We start from the raw sequence: 19,983 nt of genomic DNA, 5'->3' as shown, positions 1-19,983 counted from the left end.
TTTAAAGGGGCTTTGCAAAGGCATGTTGTTGTTTGTCGGTTGATGCCTGTTAGAATTTGCTGGATGGGGGATGTATGATTACGACCTTCTAATCATCTCGCGCATGATTTCTGTCATAAAGGGTTGGGCATTGTTGGCTGCCTCCTGAACCTCTTCGTGGCTTACCTTGACAGGTACTTCAAAGCCGCCAAGGTCTGTTATGACACTGATACCGAACACCTTGATGCCGCAATGGCGTGCTACGATAACTTCTGGTACGGTGCTCATGCCTACAGCGTCGCCGCCCAACTTGTGATACATACGGTATTCTGCCGGAGTCTCAAAGGTTGGCCCTTGCACACCGACATAAACACCGTGCATAAGTCGGATGTTCTTCTCTTTGGCAATGTTGTCTGCCAGTGCTATAAGCTCGCTGTCGTAGGGTTCGTGCATGTCGGGGAAGCGCGGCCCAGTAGGGAAATTAGGCCCGTTGAGCGGATGTTCCGGGAAGAAATTGATGTGATCGTTAATGACCATGAGATCGCCAATCTTGAAACCGGGGTTCATTCCACCAGAAGCATTGGACACAAATAGTGTCTGAATCCCTAATTCATACATTACGCGGATAGGGAATGTTACTTCTTTCATGGAGTATCCCTCGTAGAAATGAAAGCGTCCTTCCATTGCCATGATGTCCTTGCCGCCCAATTTGCCGAAAATGAGCTTGCCGGCATGTCCTTCTACAGTTGAGACGGGGAAGTTTGGTATATCCTTGTAGCTGAATTCATAACTTTCAGTTATCTCTGAAGCTAATTGTCCGAGGCCTGTTCCCAGAATGATTGCCGTCTTTGGGCTTGTGGTCATTCTTTCTTTTAGCCAAGATGCTGTTTCTTGAATTTTTCCGTACATAAGAGATTATTTTGTCGTTAAACAATTCTTCCTTGTCAAGCATGAATTTTACCTTGATGGGAAGGGCGTAAGTATTGTGTCGTACTGCGTCGTCAAGTCCTTCAAGACCAATGAGACGCGACTGATCCTTTTCTGTTGTAACCACTATCTTGGGTTCTTCCATTTCCGAAAAAGTCTCATTGATGCGTGCAGCGTCCTTCTTTGTGAAGGCATGATGGTCGGGAAAAGACAGGCTGACAATGTTCTTGTTTTCCGCATAGCCTTCCAAGTCAAGCTCTAACTGCTGTGGTGAAGCGATGCCGGTAAGAAGAAGAATGTTCTTCCCCTTTACGGCAGCAAGCGGGATTTGCTGCTTCCCTGTGTCATTGAAAACAGGCTGGAGGTCGCAATATTCCAAAGTCGTGAAGTAAAGCTCTTGGAAAGGATATAGTTCCATGGCCTTGCTAAGTACGCGATAGTCAATAGGCGACAAGTCCTTGGGACACTTCGTAATGATGACAATATCTGCACGGTGCTTACCCGACAATGGTTCGCGAAGACGACCGGCAGGAAGCAATGTGTCATATATGATAAGCCGATGATAGTCTACCAGCAGAATATTGATACCCGGCTTTACATACCGGTGCTGAAAGGCATCGTCAAGAAGAATTATATCGGTATCTTTGGTTGGCTCGTCATTGGTCAGCCGGTCAATTCCATGGCAGCGTTTACGGTCTACAGCCACGTAGGTTTGGGGATACTTCTGCTTCATTTGGAATGGCTCATCACCTATTTCGTGCACAGGAGTATCCTTATCTGCCAATACATATCCATGGCTCTTGCGTTTGTAGCCACGCGAAAGTACTGCTACTTGGGCTATATCTTTCAGCAATTCTACGAGATATTCTACATGGGGGGTCTTTCCCGAACCACCTACCGTGATATTTCCCACAGAGATGACAGGCACATCAAAACTGCGACTCTTTAAGATTCCCAAGTCGAAGAGTTCGTTGCGGAAGCCCACCCCCAGACCGTAAATCCAGCTGAAGGGGAGTAGCCATTTATGTATTTTGATGAAATCGCCTTCCATTCATCCCATGTTTTTATTCCGACATGTTATTTCTTGCCTTAGTTGATGGTAAGGTAATAGGGGAGACGTGCCTGAATGGCAGACTGGCGGTCAATGGATTTGAGGAGCGAGAAAGGTTCATAGAATATTCCCAGTCCTGTACGCAGTTGCTCGTCAAGGTAGCTGTTGTCTGTTGCCTCGTTGAAAATCTGCGTTGTCCAGTCCTCAGGGGCAGGATAATTGGCCGTATGATAATCCTTGATATTAGCCAGACGGGCAGCCTTTTCTATGGCGACGTCAAGTCCGCCAAGCTGGTCTACCAACTTAATCTTCTGTGCATCGGCTCCCGTATAGACATGTCCTTGTGCCAGTTTCTCCACCTGTCCGTCGCTCATCTTTCTTCCCTCTGCTACGCGGTGGCGGAACAACTTGTAGCCACGGTCTATGTAGCGTTCCAGATAGCGCATCTCTCCGGCATTGAAAGGACGGGCCTGTGTGCCGAAAGAGGAATTTCTGTTGGTATTGACTTCGTCGAACTTCACTCCCAGCTTATCGTTCAGCAGTCCGCTAAAATCAGGGAACATACCGAAAATACCGATAGAGCCTGTCAGAGTGGTCGGTTCGGCAACAATCCAGTTGGCTGGCGCAGAGATGTAGTAGCCGCCCGAAGCAGCCATGCCTCCCATGCTGACGACAACAGGCTTCTTTTTTCTCAGTTCTACGACCTGATGCCAGATTTGCTCAGAGGCATAAGCCGAGCCACCCCCGGAATTTATACGGAAGACTACAGCCTTCACATTGTCGTCGTTAGCCAATGCTTCCAAATCCTTGCAGACGGTCTGGGCGTCGATGTTATGGCCTTTGGCAAAGATTCCTCCAGCTGCCCCGTCGACAATATCACCGTAAGCGTAGTAGACGGCAATGGCTTCTCCCTCGCTGATTTTGCCCTCGTCGACTTTTGACAAATCTGCCAGACTTATCTGGCTGATAGCGTCTGATTCATCTAATTTGAGGAGTTTCTTTATCTCCTTCTTCACTTGGTCTGTATAGAGCAGTTTGTCTACTAGTTTCATCTTGATATAGTCGGTAGCTGCCGTGAGTGTTATCAGGCTGTCCGCATACTGGTTCAGCTGTGCCACGGAGACACCACGGCTCTTGCTGACATCCTGTGTGATGCCCGACCATATTCCGTTAAGATATGCCGTAGTCTGCGCACGGTCGGCATCGCTCATTTTGTCGCCGGTGAACTGCTCGGTAGCACTCTTGTAGGTGCCGACTTTGGCAACCTGCATCTTGACACCGAATTTGCCGAGCAGGTCTTTCAAAAACATTCTTTGTGCGCTAAGGCCATGCCAGTCTATCTGTCCCTGTGGGTTGAGATAAACTTTATTGGCAGCGGAGGCAAGATAGTAGGTACCTGCGTGTAGATGTCTCCGTAGGCCACTATCCACTTTCCGCTCTTTCTGAAGTCTGTCAAAGCCCTGCGAACAGCTTGCATGGAAGCGTAGGAGTCGGGGACGAAGGCACCGGCCTCTATATATATACCTTTTATATTATCGTTTTCCTTGGCTTTTCTTATGCCTTCAAGCAGGTTGTCCAGTCCGATGTTGCTGCTGATTTCGCCTTGCAGCTGTTCCATGAAGCTGTTTTCGGCCCTCTCGGAGAGCTGCCCGGAGAGATTCAGCACGAGGACGGAGTTGTCTTCTATCGGGGCTGTGGACTGTGAAGAGGCTATCATGCCGGCTATCGTAATGATTCCGAAGACTACCGTTGCTATGCTGAAGAGGAATATTCCTACGAATGAGGCAAAGACATATTTGAAAAATTGTTTCATAAAAGAGTATATTTCTTGTTTATTTTGCAAAGATAGATATATTAGATGTAAATTCCAAATAATTCAAGAAATCTTAATATCTTTGTCGGATGGAAAGGCTGCCTGTGTCTGCGGACAACTCTGCGTGCATGCAGGCAAACTGCCACTGGGGCACGGGCAGCTTAGTTGAAAAAAGGAAAGGAAGATGAAGAAAGTAGTATTGGCCATAGACAGCCTGAAGGGATGCCTCACTTCAGCCGAGGCAGAGGCGGCTGCCGAAGCTGGTGTCAGGGAGCATTATCCGCAGGCCGAGGTAGTGAAAGTACCTGTCAGCGATGGTGGGGACGGCATGTTAGGTGTCTTTTCGCAGAGTCAGGATTGCCGGCTGATAGAAACGGGCTGCCACAATGCCTTAATGCGCCCTGTACGGGCTGCATACGCCGTTACGCCCGACGGCATGGCTGTGTTGGAATCTGCAGCGGCCTGCGGCATCGGCCTGCTGAAGCCCGGCGAGCTGAATCCGCTGAGGGCTACGACATACGGCGTGGGCGAACTGCTGGCAGACGCGCTCCGTCGCGGCTACCGCCGCTATATCGTCGGTCTTGGAGGCTCGGCCACAAGCGACTGCGGCTTGGGCATGTTGGCAGCATTGAAAGACAATTTTGGGGAGGCATGGCGGGAACGCCTGCCGGACGGCTTGGAGATAACGCTGGCATCAGATGTCGGAAATCCTCTCTATGGCCCCCGGGGGGCGGCTGCCGTGTTCGGTCCGCAGAAGGGAGCTACGCCGGAGATGGTGGACTGCCTCGACCGCCGTGCCCGGACCTTTTCCCGAATGGCAAGCCGGCACATGGGAACAGACCATTCGCACGACCATGGGGCAGGGGCGGCAGGAGGACTGGGCTATGCTTCATCCAGTTCTTGGGAGCAAAGGTGGAGTCGGGGGCCGACCTTATTCTGCGGCAGGCCGGCTTCGGGACTTTGGCAGCTGATGCCGACCTGATAGTAACGGGAGAGGGGAGTGCCGATGCCCAGACGCTGATGGGGAAGATACCTGTCAGGGTACTCGAATACGGCCGGCGGAAGGGTATCCCCGTCGTGCTGATAGCAGGCAGGGTGAGCGGCAGCGACGCGCTTTTGGCTGCCGGATTTGCCCGTGTCTGCTGCATCAATCCGCCGGGACTTCCCCTTGCCGATGCCTTACGTCCCGCGGTGGCAAGGGAGAATATCCGCAGGGCATTGGCCAATATATGATAGGTAGTGCTTGCCGTGGTTGAATTACCAATCGGTGGTAACTCAATTACCAACCGATGGTAATCCGGTTACCAACCGATGGTAATTCGATTACCAGCCGGTGGTAATTCTATTATTCTCGGGTGGTCATAATTTATTAGTCAGGTAGTGCCATTCCCAAAGTTCCCGAAGTGTACAATTAATAGTGGAAATCCGTCTCCGTGTCGGTGCTTGTCGGTGTCGTGCAGACTCCCGGCCGGGAGGGTCTTGCAGGATAGTCTGCCATGGTGAGACTGACAAATCTGTCAGTCGCTGTCAGTATTTCTGTCAGCCATTGTCAGTTGGCACGGTTTTCGTATAATATTGGTCGAATACGCCTTCGGGTGTAGTCAACGGAATCGGAAAGTGAACTTAAAAAATATAATAATTATGACAATTAAACCATTAGCAGACAGAGTGCTCGTGCTTCCGGCACAGGCAGAAGAAAAAGTAGGCGGCATCATTATTCCTGACACAGCGAAGGAAAAGCCGCAGCACGGTAAGATTATCGCCGTGGGCAACGGTACCAAGGATGAGGAGATGGTTCTCAAGGCTGGCGATGAGGTTCTCTATGGCAAGTATGCCGGTACGGAGATTGAGAACGACGGTGAGAAGTATCTGATGATGCGTCAGAGTGACGTGTTGGCAGTGGTGGAATAAATCCTTTTTGGAATTAATATGGGGAAAACAACAGTAAGTCCTGCCAATCCTTTGTCTAAAGAAGGAGGAAGGATGCCTTCAACAACAGGCAACAAAAGTGGTGGAGGCCGTGGCAATAACCCTCCAAAAAAGTAGTATTTTCATATATAGTTATACAAAGATAAAATTAAGAAATCATGGCAAAAGAAATAAAATTCGATACAGATGCACGCGAACTCCTGAAGAGTGGTGTAGACCAGTTGGCAAACGCAGTAAAGGTAACGCTTGGTCCTAAGGGCCGCAATGTCGTTATCGGTAAGAAGTTTGGTGCACCGCAGATTACCAAGGACGGCGTAACCGTTGCAAAGGAAGTGGAACTTGAGGATAACTTCGAGAACGCAGGTGCACAGCTCGTCAAGAGCGTGGCAAGCAAGACTGGCGACGATGCCGGTGATGGCACGACAACCGCAACCATCCTCACGCAGGCTATCGTCAACGAAGGTTTGAAGAATGTGGCTGCCGGTGCCAACCCTATGGACTTGAAGCGCGGTATCGACAAGGCCGTTGACAAGGTGGTAGGCTTCATCAAGGAGAGTGCTGAGGTTGTCGGCGACAACTACGACAAGATTGAGCAGGTGGCTACCGTCAGTGCCAACAACGACCCCGAGATAGGCAAGTTGCTCGCTGATGCCATGCGCAAGGTTTCCAAAGACGGTGTCATCACCATCGAGGAGAGCAAGACCCGTGAGACTAGCATCGGCGTGGTAGAGGGCATGCAGTTCGACCGCGGCTACCTGTCTGGCTATTTCGTTACCGATACCGACAAGATGGAGTGCATAATGGAGAATCCATACATCCTCATTTATGATAAGAAGATTTCAAACGTTAAGGACTTCCTGCCCATCCTTCAGCCGGCAGCCGAGAGTGGCCGCCCGTTGCTCGTCATAGCAGAGGATGTTGACTCTGAGGCTCTGACCACGCTGGTTGTCAACCGTCTGCGTGCAGGTCTGAAGATTTGCGCTGTCAAGGCTCCGGGCTTCGGCGACCGTCGCAAGGCCATGCTTGAAGACATCGCCGTGCTGACTGGCGGTGTTGTCATCAGCGAGGAGAAGGGACTGACACTTGACAAGGCTACGCTCGAAATGCTTGGTACGGCCAAGAAAGTTACCGTTTCCAAGGACAACACGACTATTGTTGACGGTGCAGGCTCCAAGGACGCCATTCAGGAGCGTGTGGCTCAGATTAAGAATGAGATTGCCGCAACCAAAAGCTCTTACGACAAGGAGAAGCTGCAGGAGCGTCTGGCAAAGCTCTCTGGCGGCGTGGCCGTACTCTATGTTGGTGCAAACTCTGAGGTAGAGATGAAGGAGAAGAAAGACCGTGTCGACGATGCACTCTGCGCTACCCGTGCTGCTACGGAGGAGGGAGTAGTCGTTGGCGGCGGTACAACCTACATCCGCGCTCAGGAAGCCTTAAAGGATCTCAAGGGCGAGAATCAGGACGAGCAGACGGGCATCAACATCGTTTGCCGTGCCATTGAGGAGCCGTTGCGCCAGATTATCGCCAATGCAGGCGGTGAGGGTGCTGTTGTCGTAAACAATGTCCGCGAGGGCAAGGGCGACTATGGCTACAATGCCCGTAAGGACGTTTACGAAGACCTGCGTGCTGCCGGTGTCATCGACCCGGCCAAGGTTGCCCGTGTTGCTTTGGAAAATGCAGCCTCCATTGCAGGCATGTTCCTGACCACCGAGTGCCTCATCGTTGACAAGCCGGAAGAGGCACCAGCTATGCCGGCTAACCCGGGCATGGGCGGCATGATGTAATCATCAGATTATAAAGACTTATATATTATAATGTAAAAAGGAAGACGCTGCTCTGATGTGTCCCCCGAAAAGTTGGACATTAAATTAGACATTAATTATTCAACTCTTTATAGTAGTGAGCTCGGTATTGTACCGGGCTCATTCCTTTTAACCTCAATTTAATTCTTTTATTGTTATACCAATCTATATATTTTCTCAAAGCCCTTTCAAAATCCCTGATGGTTTCAAACTTGTTGGCATACAAGAGTCCGTTCTTCATCAGACCAAAGAAATTTTCCATCATTGTATTGTCCAGGCAGTTGCCCTTGCGCGACAAACTCTGAGTGATGTTTATGATCTTTAAGTATTTCCAATATGGGTGACAAGTATAGTTTCCTGTCGTTTATGCATACTTGCGTGACATTCGGGGCCCATTTCTGGTTTAGTTTGTCTGTACAGAAATCGCGCTCTATCACATTGAGGGCAAGCTTGCCTATATCCCCATTATAGGAGTGATAGTGCCGTTTCCTGGCCTTTGCCTTAAGCCCCATCTGATTCATCTGTTTCTGCACTGTCTTGTGATTGATTATTATCCCGAACTCGCGTATTCCTATAAAGCAAGACGAATAACTTGCAAATAGGCAAAGGGAAGACAAATAAAAGCAAACACCAGAATATCAACATGTTAAAAACGGGAAAGCGAAAGTATCGTTTTCGCATTGTGAAAGTGCCACTTTGAGCTTGTCAAAGTGGCACTTTCGTTAGACCGGAAAGCCCATTTCTCATGCTAAACGGCTTATCAACATTTGCAAAGCCTACTTTTGAAATCTCCCGAATTGTCCAATCGTGTCTCCAATAGGTATAAAATTAGCCATCCCCTATGACAAGAGGATGGCTAAATATCATACGATGATTACTGGGTATGACCGCTTAGAAGTTGTAGCTGATACCGAAAGTAATGTTGTTTCCGTCAAGGTCAACTCCCCATGCGTGGCTATCCTTGCTTGCGCCGTCGCGCTTTACAGACTTCCATCCTGCGAAGCCGACATGTGCAACGAAACTGAGCTTCGGGTTAAGGTTTACCGAGATACCCGGCTTGAAGCCTACTTCCCACTGGTTGTAGGAAGCACCGCCTACATGAGCGTGATTATAGTGAGTATAGCCGAAGCCACCATCAACGAATACGTTCACGTACTTGCTGTGCACGAAAGTATAACGGGCGTATGGAGCTACGGTGAAGTAGTTGTTGGTTTCGCCCTCAATGTTTACAGGGTTACCCTTTCCCCAACCGATGGTTGTGCCTACTGCCCAGTCCTTGTCAATGTTGTAGCCAATCTCAGGAAGTACCTTGTAGGTTGTTACATTGTCGCCATTGCCCTGCTTTGAGGAAGCAATTCCAATATTACCACCAACATAAACCTGTGCGCTTGCAGCTACGGCAACAACGGCCATAGCCAATGTCATCAAAAACTTCTTCATTTTGCTTAACTTTTAATTGTTATTTGTTATCTGAAAAACTAATGTTTCCTAAACTTGAACTATTGGGACCGTACTCTTCTGTCCACATGTTATGGTTGCAAATGTAGCGTTTTTTTTGTTATACTACCAAATATTCTTGTCAGAAACTCGCCTTGATACTTAAACAAAAGTTAAATACTTGGCAATTCTCCTTATTATATATAACTTTGTACTATTATTTTTATATTGTAGAAGACAGAACAGAAACAACAAGAAAGGCTAAAAGCGATATGGAATATATGCAAGATAAACCAGTTTTCATAGCAGGACCTTGTGTCATAGAAAGCAAAGAACTACTGAACAAAGTAGCAGAAGAGCTTCAAAGACTGAACAAGAAGTACCATACGGACATCATATTCAAGGCCAGTTTTGACAAGGCCAACCGTACGAGTCTCCACTCTTACCGTGGGCCGGGACTCAATAAGGGACTTGAAATGCTCATGGAGATAAAGGAAAGATACGGCCTCCGGCTGCTGACTGACATACACGAGAGCATGCAGGCCGGCCCCGTGGGCGAAGTGGTAGATGTTATTCAGATTCCGGCTTTCCTTTGTCGGCAAACCGACCTCTTGGTAGCTGCTGCCCGGACAGGCAAGATTGTTAACATAAAAAAAGCTCAGTTCCTGAGCGGGCGCGATATGCGCTATCCCGTAGAAAAATGTCTCGAAAGCGGAGCCGGGGAAGTATGGCTGACGGAGCGTGGCAATTCGTTCGGATATAACAACCTTGTGGTAGACTTCCGGAATATACCTGACATGAAGGAAATTGTCCCCACGGTCATTATGGACTGCACACACAGCGTTCAGCGACCCAGTGCCGGAGAAGGGAAAACCGTTGGCGACCGTAAGTTTGTGCCCTCCATGGCAATGGCAGCCAAGGCGTTCGGAGCCACAGGCTACTTCTTCGAGGTGCATCCTGACCCGGACAAGGGGCTGAGCGACGCTGCCAATATGCTCGAGCTTGACAAATTGGACGCTCTAATCGGAAATCTTTTATAAACCATGAATACAGAAGAAAGACTGAAACAAGTAAGAAGCTATGCCGTAAAGTGCATTGACGAAGAGGCCGACGCTGTGCTCCGGCTGAAAGAACAGCTCGATGAAAACTTCGACAGGGCTGTCAGCCTGATGTACCACTGCAAGGGAAAGGTAATAGTTACGGGTGTGGGAAAGAGCGGCAATATAGGCGCGAAGATTGCAGCGACTCTCGCTTCTACGGGGACACCGGCCTTTTTTGTCAATCCGCTTGACGTTTACCACGGTGATTTGGGCGTAATGACAAAAGACGACGTGGTTCTTGCCCTCTCCAACTCGGGGCAGACCGACGAACTGCTGCGCTTTATCCCTATGGTACTGCACATGGAAATCCCCATCATCGGGATGAGTGCCAATCCCAATTCATTGTTGGCAAAGTATTCTACAGCGCACATCAAGGTGAAGGTGGAGAAAGAGGCATGTCCTCTGAATCTCGCACCGACCAGCTCAACTACTTCCGCTCTTGTCATGGGCGACGCATTGGCCATTGCCCTGATGGAGGTTCGCAATTTCAAGCCCAAGGATTTTGCACAGTTCCATCCCGGGGGCGAACTTGGCAAGCGGTTGCTGACAACGGCACAGGACGTGATGCGGTCTGAAGAGTTGCCCGTTATCCCGAAAGAAATGCACCTCGGAGAAGCCATCATCACGTTAGCAAAGGCAAGCTCGGACTTGGTGTCTCATTGGAGGACGGAAAGGTTGCCGGACTCATTACGGACGGAGATATCCGCCGCGCCATGGAAAAATGGCAATCGGAGTTCTTCGACCATACCGTCAGCGATATTATGACGACTACGCCTAAGACTGTATTGCCCGAGACAAAGATAGTAGAGATACAGCGTATAATGAACCAACACAAGATTCATACCGTGTTGGTATGCAATGAGGATGGGAATTTGGTCGGCATCGTAGACCATTACAGCTGCATGATATAGAAACAGAACGGACAAGAGACAGGATAACTCACCCCGTGCAGCCCTTCCGAAAAAGATTTGAGAGACAGAACAACGTGATATTAAAGGAATATTTTGGGAGAGGCGGTTTTATCGCCTTTTCCCTTCTCATGGCAACAACGGCTATGGCAACACCGTGCCTTGGCCAGATTTTCATATCCGACAGAGAAGCGGACTCGCTGGACTGGACGCGTGCAGACTCCATGATTGTAAGGCAACTGCGCAGCAAAGGCATCCGCTTTTCCCACAACAACTCTGTAACACTGCTGACAAGTGGGCAGGAAAAGTTCGACGACCTCTTCCGGGCCATTGACCAAGCCCGGTCGAGTATTCATCTTGAATACTTCAATTTCCGCAACGACTCTATCAATGAAGAGCTTATCAGGCATCTTGCCGCAAAGGTTAGGGAGGGTGTGGAGGTCCGTGCCGTATTCGACGGATTCGGAAATGCCAGTAACAATCAGCCCATGAAGAGACGCCATCTGAAGGCAATCAGAGAGAAGGGCATTGAGATTTATGAGTTCAAGCCATTGGAATTTCCGTGGTTGCACGATATATTCAACCGTGACCACCGAAAGATAGTCGTCATTGACGGAAAGGTTGCATATACCGGGGGCATGAATGTGGCAGACTATTATATAAAAGGTACGAAGGTGTAGGGGCGTGGCACGACATGCACTGCCGCATTGAGGGAGACGAGGTAAACACGCTTCAACGAATCTTTCTGCGGATGTGGTATCTTGCCTCCGGCAGACAGGTATCGGGGGCCAAATACTATCGTGGCATTTCCAACGCTGACTACATGAGCGGACTCAAGCCGGACACGTGCCAGTCTGCCGGACACAAGATGGTGGGCATCATAAACCGTGAGCCGCAAGTATCGAACGAAATCATCCGTTACTTCTATATCAATGCCATCAACAATGCCAAGGACAGCATCAAAATCATCAATCCCTACTTCACACTCAGCCGAAAGCTGAAGCAGGCACTGAAAAATGCTGCAGGAAGGGGGGTAAAGGTAGAAATCATGCTTAGTGTGAAGAGCGACATTCCCCTTACTCCCGATTGCGGATTCTACAACGCCCACCAGCTGATGAAGGCTGGATGCAGGATTTGGATGTACAAGCCGGGATTCCACCACACGAAAATCATCCTTGTGGACGGGCAGTTCTGCACCATCGGCTCTGCCAATCTAAATGCACGCAGCCTTAGATGGGACAGGGAGGAAAATGCGGTCATCATTGACAGGGAAACTACCCGGGAGCTTGACCAGCTATTTGAACATGAGAAGCAGGACAGTTTCTTGCTGACAGAAGAAAGCTGGGACGCATGGCGCACACCATGGCAGAAGTTCCGGGGATGGATTGCCCACCTGCTGGCACCGCTGCTTTAGGCAGAAATCTCAGCTTGCGGCTGTTGCTAAATCTTATTGATGTCTACATAACCATTCATGATTGCATAGATGGTAAGGGCCGAGACACTCTTCATGCCGAGCTTTTCCGTGATGTTTTTTCGGTGGGTTATGACAGTGGTAAGGCTGATGCAGAGCTTTGCCGCTATCTCCTTGTTGATATATCCCTGCACAAGCAACGCCAAGACTTCAATTTCCCGGTTGGTCAGTATCTTGTTTTTTAGGACCTGAGGCATCTCGGGAAGATTCTTTCCGCCGGAATGTCCATGCTGCTCCAGTCGGAGGATTGTCTTCACTAACTCTTCTTCCGGGACATTGATGCAAAAGCTGTGAAAGCCCGACAACTGCGCACTGGGTCCTTGGTTATGGTCAGCACTATTGTCTTCTGTATATGTTCGGTAAAGTATTGCCTGTTTTCCAATACTATGTTCTGGGCAACGAAATAGTGAAAGAATGTATTTGGACCAGCCTTCTCAAACTCCTCAAAAGTGGAGAAGGTCTCCACCGAAATGATAGGTACTACATTCTGTAGTATCTGCTTCAATCCCAACATTGCCAAGGTGTTCGGGTCAACTATCGCCATGCGCGGGCGGCTATGTCTCATCCTTGCAGTCTCCATATTTTCGCAAAGTTACGAATAAATCGGTAAAACCACAAGTGATGGCTAAATATTTATGTCGGGAACTCTGCCGTTTTGCTGTCATTTAAAGATTGACACTGCTGATATCCACCAGATTGTTGACAATGGCATAGATGGTCAGTCCTGCCGGAGAGTGTATCTGCAATTTCCGTGCAATATTCCGGCGATGAGTGATGACCGTATTGGTGGAAATGCAAAGCTGATTGGCTATTTCCTTGTTGGTCATTCCCTGTACGACGCAAATGACAACGTCTTTCTCCCTGTCGCTGAGTGTCTCGTTCGACTCGGTGTTCTGGCTAATCATACTGGAGATTTTCACGCTGACGTCGTTCTGCTTGCTCTTCTGCTCCAGACGGCGGATGGTCGGGATGAAGATTTCCTCCTCAACGTCGGCATGCTGGTTCAGCCAGTTCTCGCAATTGTAGATGTCATACAGGGTTGCGGTAAGCTGGCTGTTCCTGTGAGCATCGGAGGGCAGGTACTTGATGATGATGTTCTTCAGTTCCCGCAATTTCACATCGGTCTGCGAATGGTGCTTGGAGAAAGTCTCAATGTCATAGTTGTCGTTCCCCTTTCCTTCGAGAAGCCCTTTCACATAGGGGAACACCGTCTTCTCCTCATACTGCATGTGGCGGCGGATGTCGTGGGCGTACTCATCGTAAAGGCGCAGTATCAGTCTTGCCAGATTGTCGTTCTCGTCAAGTCCGTCAACGAGTTTCTTGCGTATGAAGGGCAGTTCATAGTCAAGATAATAGCTATGACTGGCCTTCAGATACTGCATCAGCGTGGGGATGGACAGCCTGTCAGCATCGTCGAACTCCTTGTATCCGTTGATGGAAAAGTTGACTACGGCCAAAAACGTATAGGCGTCGACCCCTTGCTCCTCGCAAACCTCGCGCACGGTCTTGTCGCCAAAGCCAAGGTTTATGCCAAAGCTGCCAAGGCTCTGAAGCAAGTCGTAATTGTCGCCGATGAGCAATATCATCTTGTCATCGGCCTCATACATCTTTTGATTCTTCATCTGGTTCGCTTCATAGAATAAATTTCTCTGTGCAAAATAACAAAAAATATAGGAATCATACAATCACCATTTGTAGGTATTTGAGAGAATACTGATTTTTGAGTATTGCACGACACGATATTGGATATTACCTTTGCACTAGAAAAATGAGTGCAGGGATGATTGCTACTCCCGTACGGCAAATGGATTAATGATTAGGCTATCACTTCAATTCTTAACACTATAAACTCCAATGGCTGACGAGAACGTAATCAGGTAGCTGCACTCTTTTTCTTTTGCAAAAGTACAAAGATTCTGATAAATCCACAATTTAATTGCCATATTTATACTACTTTTTAGGTATTCCTATGCCTTTGGCACAAAACCTCAAACCGTTGTTACCAAGGAGTCTGATATGATAGGCTGTCCTGTTTCCAAAGAAGCCGTATGTTTATGTTAATGTGCAAAGGACATTGGGGCACGCAGATTCGTTTTCCAATTGATGGCAACTAAATTACCGACCGATGGTAACTAAATTACCAACCAATGGTAATTCAATTACCAACCAATGGTAATTCAATTACCAACCAATGGTAATCCGATTACCAACCGATGGTAATTTTGTTACTCTCGGGTGTTTTTTCATCGCTGTAGAGTTGAATTGCGACGGAATGCTTTCAGGGCTTCCCAACGGCCTGACCGGGATTGGAAATACTTTCCGGTGGGGCGTCCGGCAAGGAGAATATTTCAGTTGGGTTTGCTGCGGTCGTAACTTGTCTAACTGCATGAATATCATGCAAATACAATCCATTCTTACAATATCTGTGAGAAATGCGTGTGCCGAACTCGCGTCTTTATAATCATATTTTGTCAGGAAATGATTACCTTTGCAGGGTAAACATAAAGCAATGAAGACTTTTTTAGAGCAAGTAGCCCAAGATATTCTTTCCCGATACGGACACGAACTCAGCCGGATAGCCGTCGTGTTCCCCAACAAGCGTGCCAGCCTTTTCCTCAACCGGGCCCTGGCCTCCCTCGCAGACGGACCGATATGGAGTCCGGCCTATATCACCATATCCGAATTCTTCCGCCAGCACTCGCAGCTCACCGTTGCCGACCCCGTCAAGAGCCTCTGCGACCTCTACAAGAGCTACAACGCGATGACCGGGCGCGGCGAGGAGCTTGACGAGTTTTACGGCTGGGGGCAGCTGCTGCTTGCCGACTTCGACGACATTGACAAGAACATGGCCGACGCCGGGCAGGTGTTCCGCAACGTGCGCGACATTCACGAGCTGGACGATGCCGACTATCTGACACAGCATCAGAAAGAAGAGCTGCAACGCTTTTTTGCCAACTTCACGGGCGACACCACCGTGCTGCGCGAACGCTTCATAACGCTGTGGAGCAAGCTCAGCGACGTGTATGCCGACTTCCGCAGCCGGCTCCGCAGTCAGGGGCTTGCCTATGAAGGCATGCTCTACCGCGAGGTGGCCGAACAGCAGAAGCTGACGACGCAGTACGAACACTATGTTTTCGTCGGCTTCAACGTCCTGCAAAAGGTAGAGCAGCAGCTCTTCGGCCGTCTGCAGAGCGAAGGCAAGGCATCGTTCTATTGGGATTACGACCATTACTACCTCAACGGAACGAACGAGGCGGGAGTCTATATTAGGCAGTGGCTGGAGAAGTTTCCCAACGCGCTGGATGCCGGAAGCAGCCTTTTCGACAGCTTCGCCCAACCGAAGAATGTCCGCTTTGTTTCCGCCCCGACCGAAAATCTTCAGGCGCGCTACATCACCCAGTGGCTGCGCGAGGACGAACGCTACAAGGACGGCAGGCGCACCGCCATCGTGCTCTGCGACGAAAGCCTGCTCCATACGGCCGTTCACTGCATCCCCGACGAGGTGGAGATGCTCAACGTAACGACGGGGTATCCGCTTCAGCAGACGCCCATCGCGTCGATGGTCAGTCAGTTGCTCACGCTCCAGACCGACGGGTATTCCATGCGCGGGCAGGCTTTCCGGCTCCATAACGTGAACCGTGTGCTCCGCCATCCATACGGCAGGTTTCTGACGGACAGAACTGCCGAATTGCTCAGACGCCTTAACGCGGAGAAGCAGTTCTATGTTACCTGTAAGGATGACGCCCTCTTCACCTATCTCCCCCATGGCAAGGCAGACATCCCCCGGCTTGCCGGATGGCTTGCAGCCTGTGTCCGCCGCATAGCTGTCAATGGGGCAGACAACGGTAATCCGCTTTTCGAGGAATCGGTATTCCGCATGTACACCCTTCTCACCCGTCTTTCCGGCCTGATGGAAAAAGGCGACCTTGAGGCCAGCCTGCCCGTTTTCCGGCGGTTGCTCGGCCAGCTCATATCTTCCACGAACATTCCTTTCCACGGTGAGCCTGCGCGCGGCGTACAGCTGATGGGTGTCCTCGAAACGCGCAACCTTGACTTCGACCATGTGCTCATTCTCTCTTGCAACGAGGGGAACATGCCCAAGGGAGTCAGCGACACCTCCTTTATTCCCCATGTTATCCGCAAGGCATACGGGCTGACGACGATAGACAACAAGGTGGCCGTTTACAGCTACTACTTCCACAGCCTCATTCAGCGCGCCAAAGACGTAACTATTCTGTATAACAATTCCACTCAGGGCAGTCAGACAGGCGAGATGAGCCGCTTTATGCTTCAGCTTCTTGTAGAGTTCGGGCAGCCCATCGGCCGTTTTGCCCTTCAGGCCGGGCAAGAACCGATGCAAGGCGAGGCACTGCCCGTTGCGAAGGAAGAGGTGGTCATGGACAGGCTTGCCGACTTTACGACCGTCTCGCCCACAGCCCTCAATACCTATCTGCGCTGCCAGCTGCGCTTCTTCTATAAGTATATAGCCGGGTTGAACGAGTCTGACGATACGGATGAGGACGACATAGACAGCCGCGTCTTCGGAAACATCTTCCACCGCGCAGCCCAGCTGCTCTATGAGCGGTTGCTTCCCCGTGAGGTCATTACGGCAGAGAATATAGAATATGTCCTGAAGACGGGGAAGTCGGCACAGCCGGCTTTCGCAGGCAATGCCACGGCTACGATAGATACCGTCATTGATGAAGCCTTCGCAGTGGAGCTGTTCAAGCTGCCTGAAGGTACAAAGGAGCATCCGAAGCTCAATGGCCTGCAGCTCATCAGCCACGAGGTGATTGCAAAATATCTTCGCCAGCTTCTTCGCACCGACCTGCGTGTTGCACCACTGCGAGTCATTCAGCACGAGTTCGATGTTTTCAAGCAGATAAGCATTGATGTCTGTGGAACGCAGCGGCAGATAACCGTCGGGGGGCGCGTTGACCGTCTTGACGAAGTCAACCTCTCCTTAGCTTCTCCCCGTCTGCGTGTCGTAGACTACAAGACGGGCAACAGCGTTAGCAAGCCATTGAAGACGGTGGAGGAACTGTTTGACAGCAAGAAAATCATAACCTGCAAGGCCGACTATCAGCTTCAGTCCCTGCTCTATAGCCTCCTCGTCTCTACCGAAGACGTTGAACGGAATCCTGATCACCATCCTGTCAGTCCGGCTCTTCTCTTTATTCAGCATGCAGGGGCGGAAGATTATTCTCCCGTTCTTACGCTGAATGGCGACGAGATAGTCTGTGCCACGGACTATGCCGAGGAGTTTTACCGTCTGCTGAGAGATAAATTGTCAGAGCTTTATAATCCGGATATTCCATTTGCCCCTACTGACAATGTGGATGCTTGCACCTATTGCCCGTATCGGCAGATGTGTGGCAGGTAGACGGGATGCTCTTTTCGCAAAAGAATACTAAATAGTTTTTCAAACTACAAAATCGCGAACACGGAATATTGTATGTCAATTTAATATTGTATCTTTGCAATTATGATGCAAAAACGATTATCACTTATCCTTGTATGCTTATCTTTCTTTTTAGGCATCAAGGCACAATATTACATTCAATGTGAAGATACTTGTAACCATATTCATGGGTTGGATATGAGTCACTATCAGGGAAATGTCTGGTGGGAGACCGTAGCGGAAAACAGCAACCACAAGCTCAACTACGTTTATCTCAAGGCTACCGAAGGCGGTTCGAGGATAGATAAGCGGTATCTTGAAAACATTGAAGCTGCACAAAGGTACGGAATGAACGTAGGCTCCTACCATTTTTATCGTCCTGCCCAACCGCAGGCAGACCAAGTGCGCAACTTCCGTATGCAATGTCGCCCACAGGAACAGGATTTAATCCCGATGGTTGACATTGAAACCACTGGTGGTCTCAGTACCGCTGCACTACGCGATAGTCTGCAAAAGTTTCTTGTACTGATGACAAAGGAGTATGGAGTCAAGCCTCTTGTATATACCTATACCAACTTCTATAACCGATATTTGAGCGGTGCTTTGGATGGTTACAAACTCTTTATTGCCCAGTATTCAAGCAAAGAACCTGAACTCAATGATGGCCGGGATATATTCGCATGGCAATATACTGGCAAGGGACATATCAACGGAGTCAATGGCTATGTTGACAAGAGTCGTCTTATGGGGCGGCATAGTATGCGGGAGATACGTTTCCCTAAAAGGCGCTGATGGCTCGCTTTCCTTTATTTGAAATATTTTAATAATTAAAACAAGGTAAACAATGATTATAAAATGTCCAGAGTGTGGGCATCAAGTCAGCGATAAGGCACCTGTCTGTCCCAGTTGTGGGGTGGAGATTGCCGGACATCTTATCAAGTGTTCCCATTGTGGGGAAACATATCTCAAAGAAGAAGGTATTTGTCCCAATTGTCATCATAGCGAAGCCGTTTCTCAAAAAAGTTTTATCGAAAGCCTCCCGAAGGATTCTCGTCAGGAAGATGGGGAAGAACAAGTTGTAGAAGAATCGGAACAGCCCATTAATACGACATCCGAAATTGGTTCTAATCCTGCCATGACAGATTCTTCCAGCTATGAGCCTGTTGTCTCCACGGAGGTTGATATAGACAATGACGAACCTATAGCCATTGCCGAACCTATATTGGCAGAAACAGACATGCCTCTTGATATTCCCGAAGAGGAGAAAAAGAAAAACAATCATGTAGCATTGCTTGTTTCTTTTCTCATTGCTCTTATTATAAGTATAGTTCTTGTCTTCTTCTATAAGCAGGGAACTACCAGTAGGAACAGCGAAAACGACGACTTCATAGCGGCAATAGAAAGCAAAGACCCACAAGTGCTGCAAAAGTTTCTAACCGATTATCCCAATGCCCCTATTGCCCATACAGATTCCGTCAAAGCATGTCTTGTACGCCTGAAGCGAAACAATGAGGACTGGGCGACCGTTCTTGCAATCAATTCGCGCGAGGCTTATGTCTCCTATCTTGCTTCCCATCCTAATTCTCCCCATAAATCTGAAATAGAGAAGCGGCTTGACGAACTGGACTGGGCAGAAGCTACAGCCAAGAATACAGAGGAATCTTATTTAGGATACAAAGAGCGCGAACCGAAAGGAGCACATAATAAGGAAGCTGACGAGCTTCTAAAGAAATTACTCGACCATACAGCGTCTGCCGAAGACCAAGCAACTGCCATAAATGCGATAAGACAGTTGTTGGTTGGAATGAACACCAAGAACAAGCAAAAGATAGCAGGAGCAGTAGCGTCCTCTTTCAGTTTCCTTGGCTCTACTGGTGCTACAGCATCAAATATAGAAGAGTACATGCGCAATCGTCTCTATCAGCCGATGTGAAAACCATCAATTGGCATTTAGGGACGGCTGACGAAGTTACTACTGAGAAGTCGGACGAAAGCGGTGCAGAGCAGCATGTGGCTATTCCTGCAACATTGGAGATACAAAGAGAAGGAGGTACATCAAGAAAGCAATATCAGCTTCATGCCGTGGTCAAGGAAGGTAAAATCATCTCCATCAATTGGACGGCAAAGTAAAAGAATAATCCTTACATGGTTCAAGAGTAAAAATG

Annotated in this window: 12 protein-coding genes and 5 pseudogenes; 10 read left to right on the top strand and 7 right to left on the bottom strand. The window is 49.1% G+C overall.

The annotated features are described in order from the left end of the window. Nucleotides 1-78: 78 nt before the first annotated feature. The 3 genes and pseudogenes from JCM15908_RS08580 to sppA all read right to left on the bottom strand — a co-directional run bounded on the left by JCM15908_RS08580 (nt 79) and on the right by sppA (nt 3,770). Nucleotides 79-888: a purine-nucleoside phosphorylase gene (locus JCM15908_RS08580; protein ID WP_084607851.1), complete on the bottom strand. Its 810-nt coding sequence runs from the start codon at nt 886-888 to the stop codon at nt 79-81. After that, nucleotides 773-1,957 (bottom strand): tetraacyldisaccharide 4'-kinase, encoded by a 1,185-nt coding sequence (lpxK, locus tag JCM15908_RS08575; RefSeq protein ID WP_025003029.1) that lies wholly within the window; start codon nt 1,955-1,957, stop codon nt 773-775. Before lpxK ends, JCM15908_RS08580 begins: the two co-directional genes overlap by 116 nt. Before the next feature lie 38 nt (nt 1,958-1,995). Beyond that, nucleotides 1,996-3,770 (bottom strand): annotated as a pseudogene (gene sppA, locus JCM15908_RS13255) (signal peptide peptidase SppA). 184 nt (nt 3,771-3,954) lie between these two features. Here sppA and JCM15908_RS13250 point away from each other — a divergent pair. From JCM15908_RS13250 to groL, 3 genes and pseudogenes are all read left to right on the top strand, one after another. Then, nucleotides 3,955-5,003: pseudogene (locus JCM15908_RS13250) on the top strand (glycerate kinase). 408 nt (nt 5,004-5,411) lie between these two features. Continuing rightward, nucleotides 5,412-5,681: a co-chaperone GroES gene (locus JCM15908_RS08560; protein WP_025003028.1), complete on the top strand. Its 270-nt coding sequence runs from the start codon at nt 5,412-5,414 to the stop codon at nt 5,679-5,681. Nucleotides 5,682-5,857: 176 nt separating this feature from the next. Beyond that, nucleotides 5,858-7,483: a chaperonin GroEL gene (gene groL / locus JCM15908_RS08555; RefSeq protein ID WP_025003027.1), complete on the top strand. Its 1,626-nt coding sequence runs from the start codon at nt 5,858-5,860 to the stop codon at nt 7,481-7,483. A 91-nt stretch (nt 7,484-7,574) separates the two neighbouring features. Here groL and JCM15908_RS15610 read toward each other — a convergent pair whose 3' ends face one another. Further along, nucleotides 7,575-7,799, bottom strand: a complete 225-nt coding sequence (locus JCM15908_RS15610; protein ID WP_373277420.1) for an IS3 family transposase — start codon at nt 7,797-7,799, stop codon at nt 7,575-7,577. Between the two features lie 593 nt (nt 7,800-8,392). Further along, entirely contained in the window at nt 8,393-8,941 is a 549-nt protein-coding gene (locus tag JCM15908_RS08545; RefSeq protein ID WP_025003025.1) for an outer membrane beta-barrel protein, read from the bottom strand. Nucleotides 8,942-9,219: 278 nt separating this feature from the next. Here JCM15908_RS08545 and kdsA point away from each other — a divergent pair, with 278 nt between their 5' ends. The 3 genes and pseudogenes from kdsA to cls all read left to right on the top strand — a co-directional run bounded on the left by kdsA (nt 9,220) and on the right by cls (nt 12,360). Then, a complete protein-coding gene (gene kdsA, locus JCM15908_RS08540; protein WP_025003024.1) occupies nt 9,220-9,978 on the top strand; it encodes a 3-deoxy-8-phosphooctulonate synthase in 759 nt (252 codons plus the stop codon). A gap of 3 nt (nt 9,979-9,981) precedes the next feature. Continuing rightward, nucleotides 9,982-10,949: pseudogene (locus tag JCM15908_RS13240) on the top strand (KpsF/GutQ family sugar-phosphate isomerase). Between the two features lie 143 nt (nt 10,950-11,092). Then, nucleotides 11,093-12,360, top strand: a pseudogene (cls, locus tag JCM15908_RS13235) (cardiolipin synthase). 26 nt (nt 12,361-12,386) lie between these two features. On the opposite strand, the pseudogene JCM15908_RS13230 reads toward cls, so the two are convergent. Together JCM15908_RS13230 and JCM15908_RS08520 are read right to left on the bottom strand one after the other, a co-directional pair. Next, nucleotides 12,387-12,997: pseudogene (locus JCM15908_RS13230) on the bottom strand (response regulator transcription factor). Between the two features lie 85 nt (nt 12,998-13,082). Next, nucleotides 13,083-14,039 carry a LuxR C-terminal-related transcriptional regulator gene (locus JCM15908_RS08520; protein ID WP_025003023.1) on the bottom strand — a complete coding sequence of 319 codons (957 nt, stop codon included), beginning with the start codon at nt 14,037-14,039 and terminating at the stop codon, nt 13,083-13,085. 887 nt (nt 14,040-14,926) lie between these two features. Here JCM15908_RS08520 and JCM15908_RS08515 point away from each other — a divergent pair. From JCM15908_RS08515 to JCM15908_RS15195, 4 genes are all read left to right on the top strand, one after another. Beyond that, entirely contained in the window at nt 14,927-17,800 is a 2,874-nt protein-coding gene (locus tag JCM15908_RS08515) for a PD-(D/E)XK nuclease family protein (RefSeq protein ID WP_025003022.1), read from the top strand. 102 nt (nt 17,801-17,902) lie between these two features. Further along, nucleotides 17,903-18,610, top strand: a complete 708-nt coding sequence (locus JCM15908_RS08510; RefSeq protein ID WP_025003021.1) for a glycoside hydrolase family 25 protein — start codon at nt 17,903-17,905, stop codon at nt 18,608-18,610. 52 nt (nt 18,611-18,662) lie between these two features. Further along, nucleotides 18,663-19,751, top strand: coding sequence for a zinc ribbon domain-containing protein (locus JCM15908_RS13225; protein WP_234396418.1), 1,089 nt, complete (start codon nt 18,663-18,665; stop codon nt 19,749-19,751). Further along, on the top strand, nt 19,748-19,948 hold the full coding sequence (locus JCM15908_RS15195; protein ID WP_234396417.1) for a hypothetical protein: 201 nt from the start codon (nt 19,748-19,750) through the stop codon (nt 19,946-19,948). The genes JCM15908_RS13225 and JCM15908_RS15195 overlap by 4 nt, the downstream gene beginning before the upstream one ends. The last annotated feature ends 35 nt before the right edge of the window (nt 19,949-19,983 follow it).

The organism is Prevotella dentasini JCM 15908, assembly GCF_000614065.1.
Classification (GTDB): domain Bacteria; phylum Bacteroidota; class Bacteroidia; order Bacteroidales; family Bacteroidaceae; genus Prevotella; species Prevotella dentasini.
Note: the sequence above shows the minus strand (reverse complement) of the source record. Positions and strands in the feature narration are given on the sequence as shown.

Coding starts and splice junctions, on each gene's coding strand:
- JCM15908_RS08580 (WP_084607851.1), bottom strand. CDS start 888: ATGTACGGAAAAATTCAAGAAACAGCATCTTGGCTAAAAGAAAGAATG.
- lpxK (WP_025003029.1), bottom strand. CDS start 1,957: ATGGAAGGCGATTTCATCAAAATACATAAATGGCTACTCCCCTTCAGC.
- JCM15908_RS08560 (WP_025003028.1), top strand. CDS start 5,412: ATGACAATTAAACCATTAGCAGACAGAGTGCTCGTGCTTCCGGCACAG.
- groL (WP_025003027.1), top strand. CDS start 5,858: ATGGCAAAAGAAATAAAATTCGATACAGATGCACGCGAACTCCTGAAG.
- JCM15908_RS08545 (WP_025003025.1), bottom strand. CDS start 8,941: ATGAAGAAGTTTTTGATGACATTGGCTATGGCCGTTGTTGCCGTAGCT.
- kdsA (WP_025003024.1), top strand. CDS start 9,220: ATGCAAGATAAACCAGTTTTCATAGCAGGACCTTGTGTCATAGAAAGC.
- JCM15908_RS08520 (WP_025003023.1), bottom strand. CDS start 14,039: ATGAAGAATCAAAAGATGTATGAGGCCGATGACAAGATGATATTGCTC.
- JCM15908_RS08515 (WP_025003022.1), top strand. CDS start 14,927: ATGAAGACTTTTTTAGAGCAAGTAGCCCAAGATATTCTTTCCCGATAC.
- JCM15908_RS08510 (WP_025003021.1), top strand. CDS start 17,903: ATGATGCAAAAACGATTATCACTTATCCTTGTATGCTTATCTTTCTTT.
- JCM15908_RS13225 (WP_234396418.1), top strand. CDS start 18,663: ATGATTATAAAATGTCCAGAGTGTGGGCATCAAGTCAGCGATAAGGCA.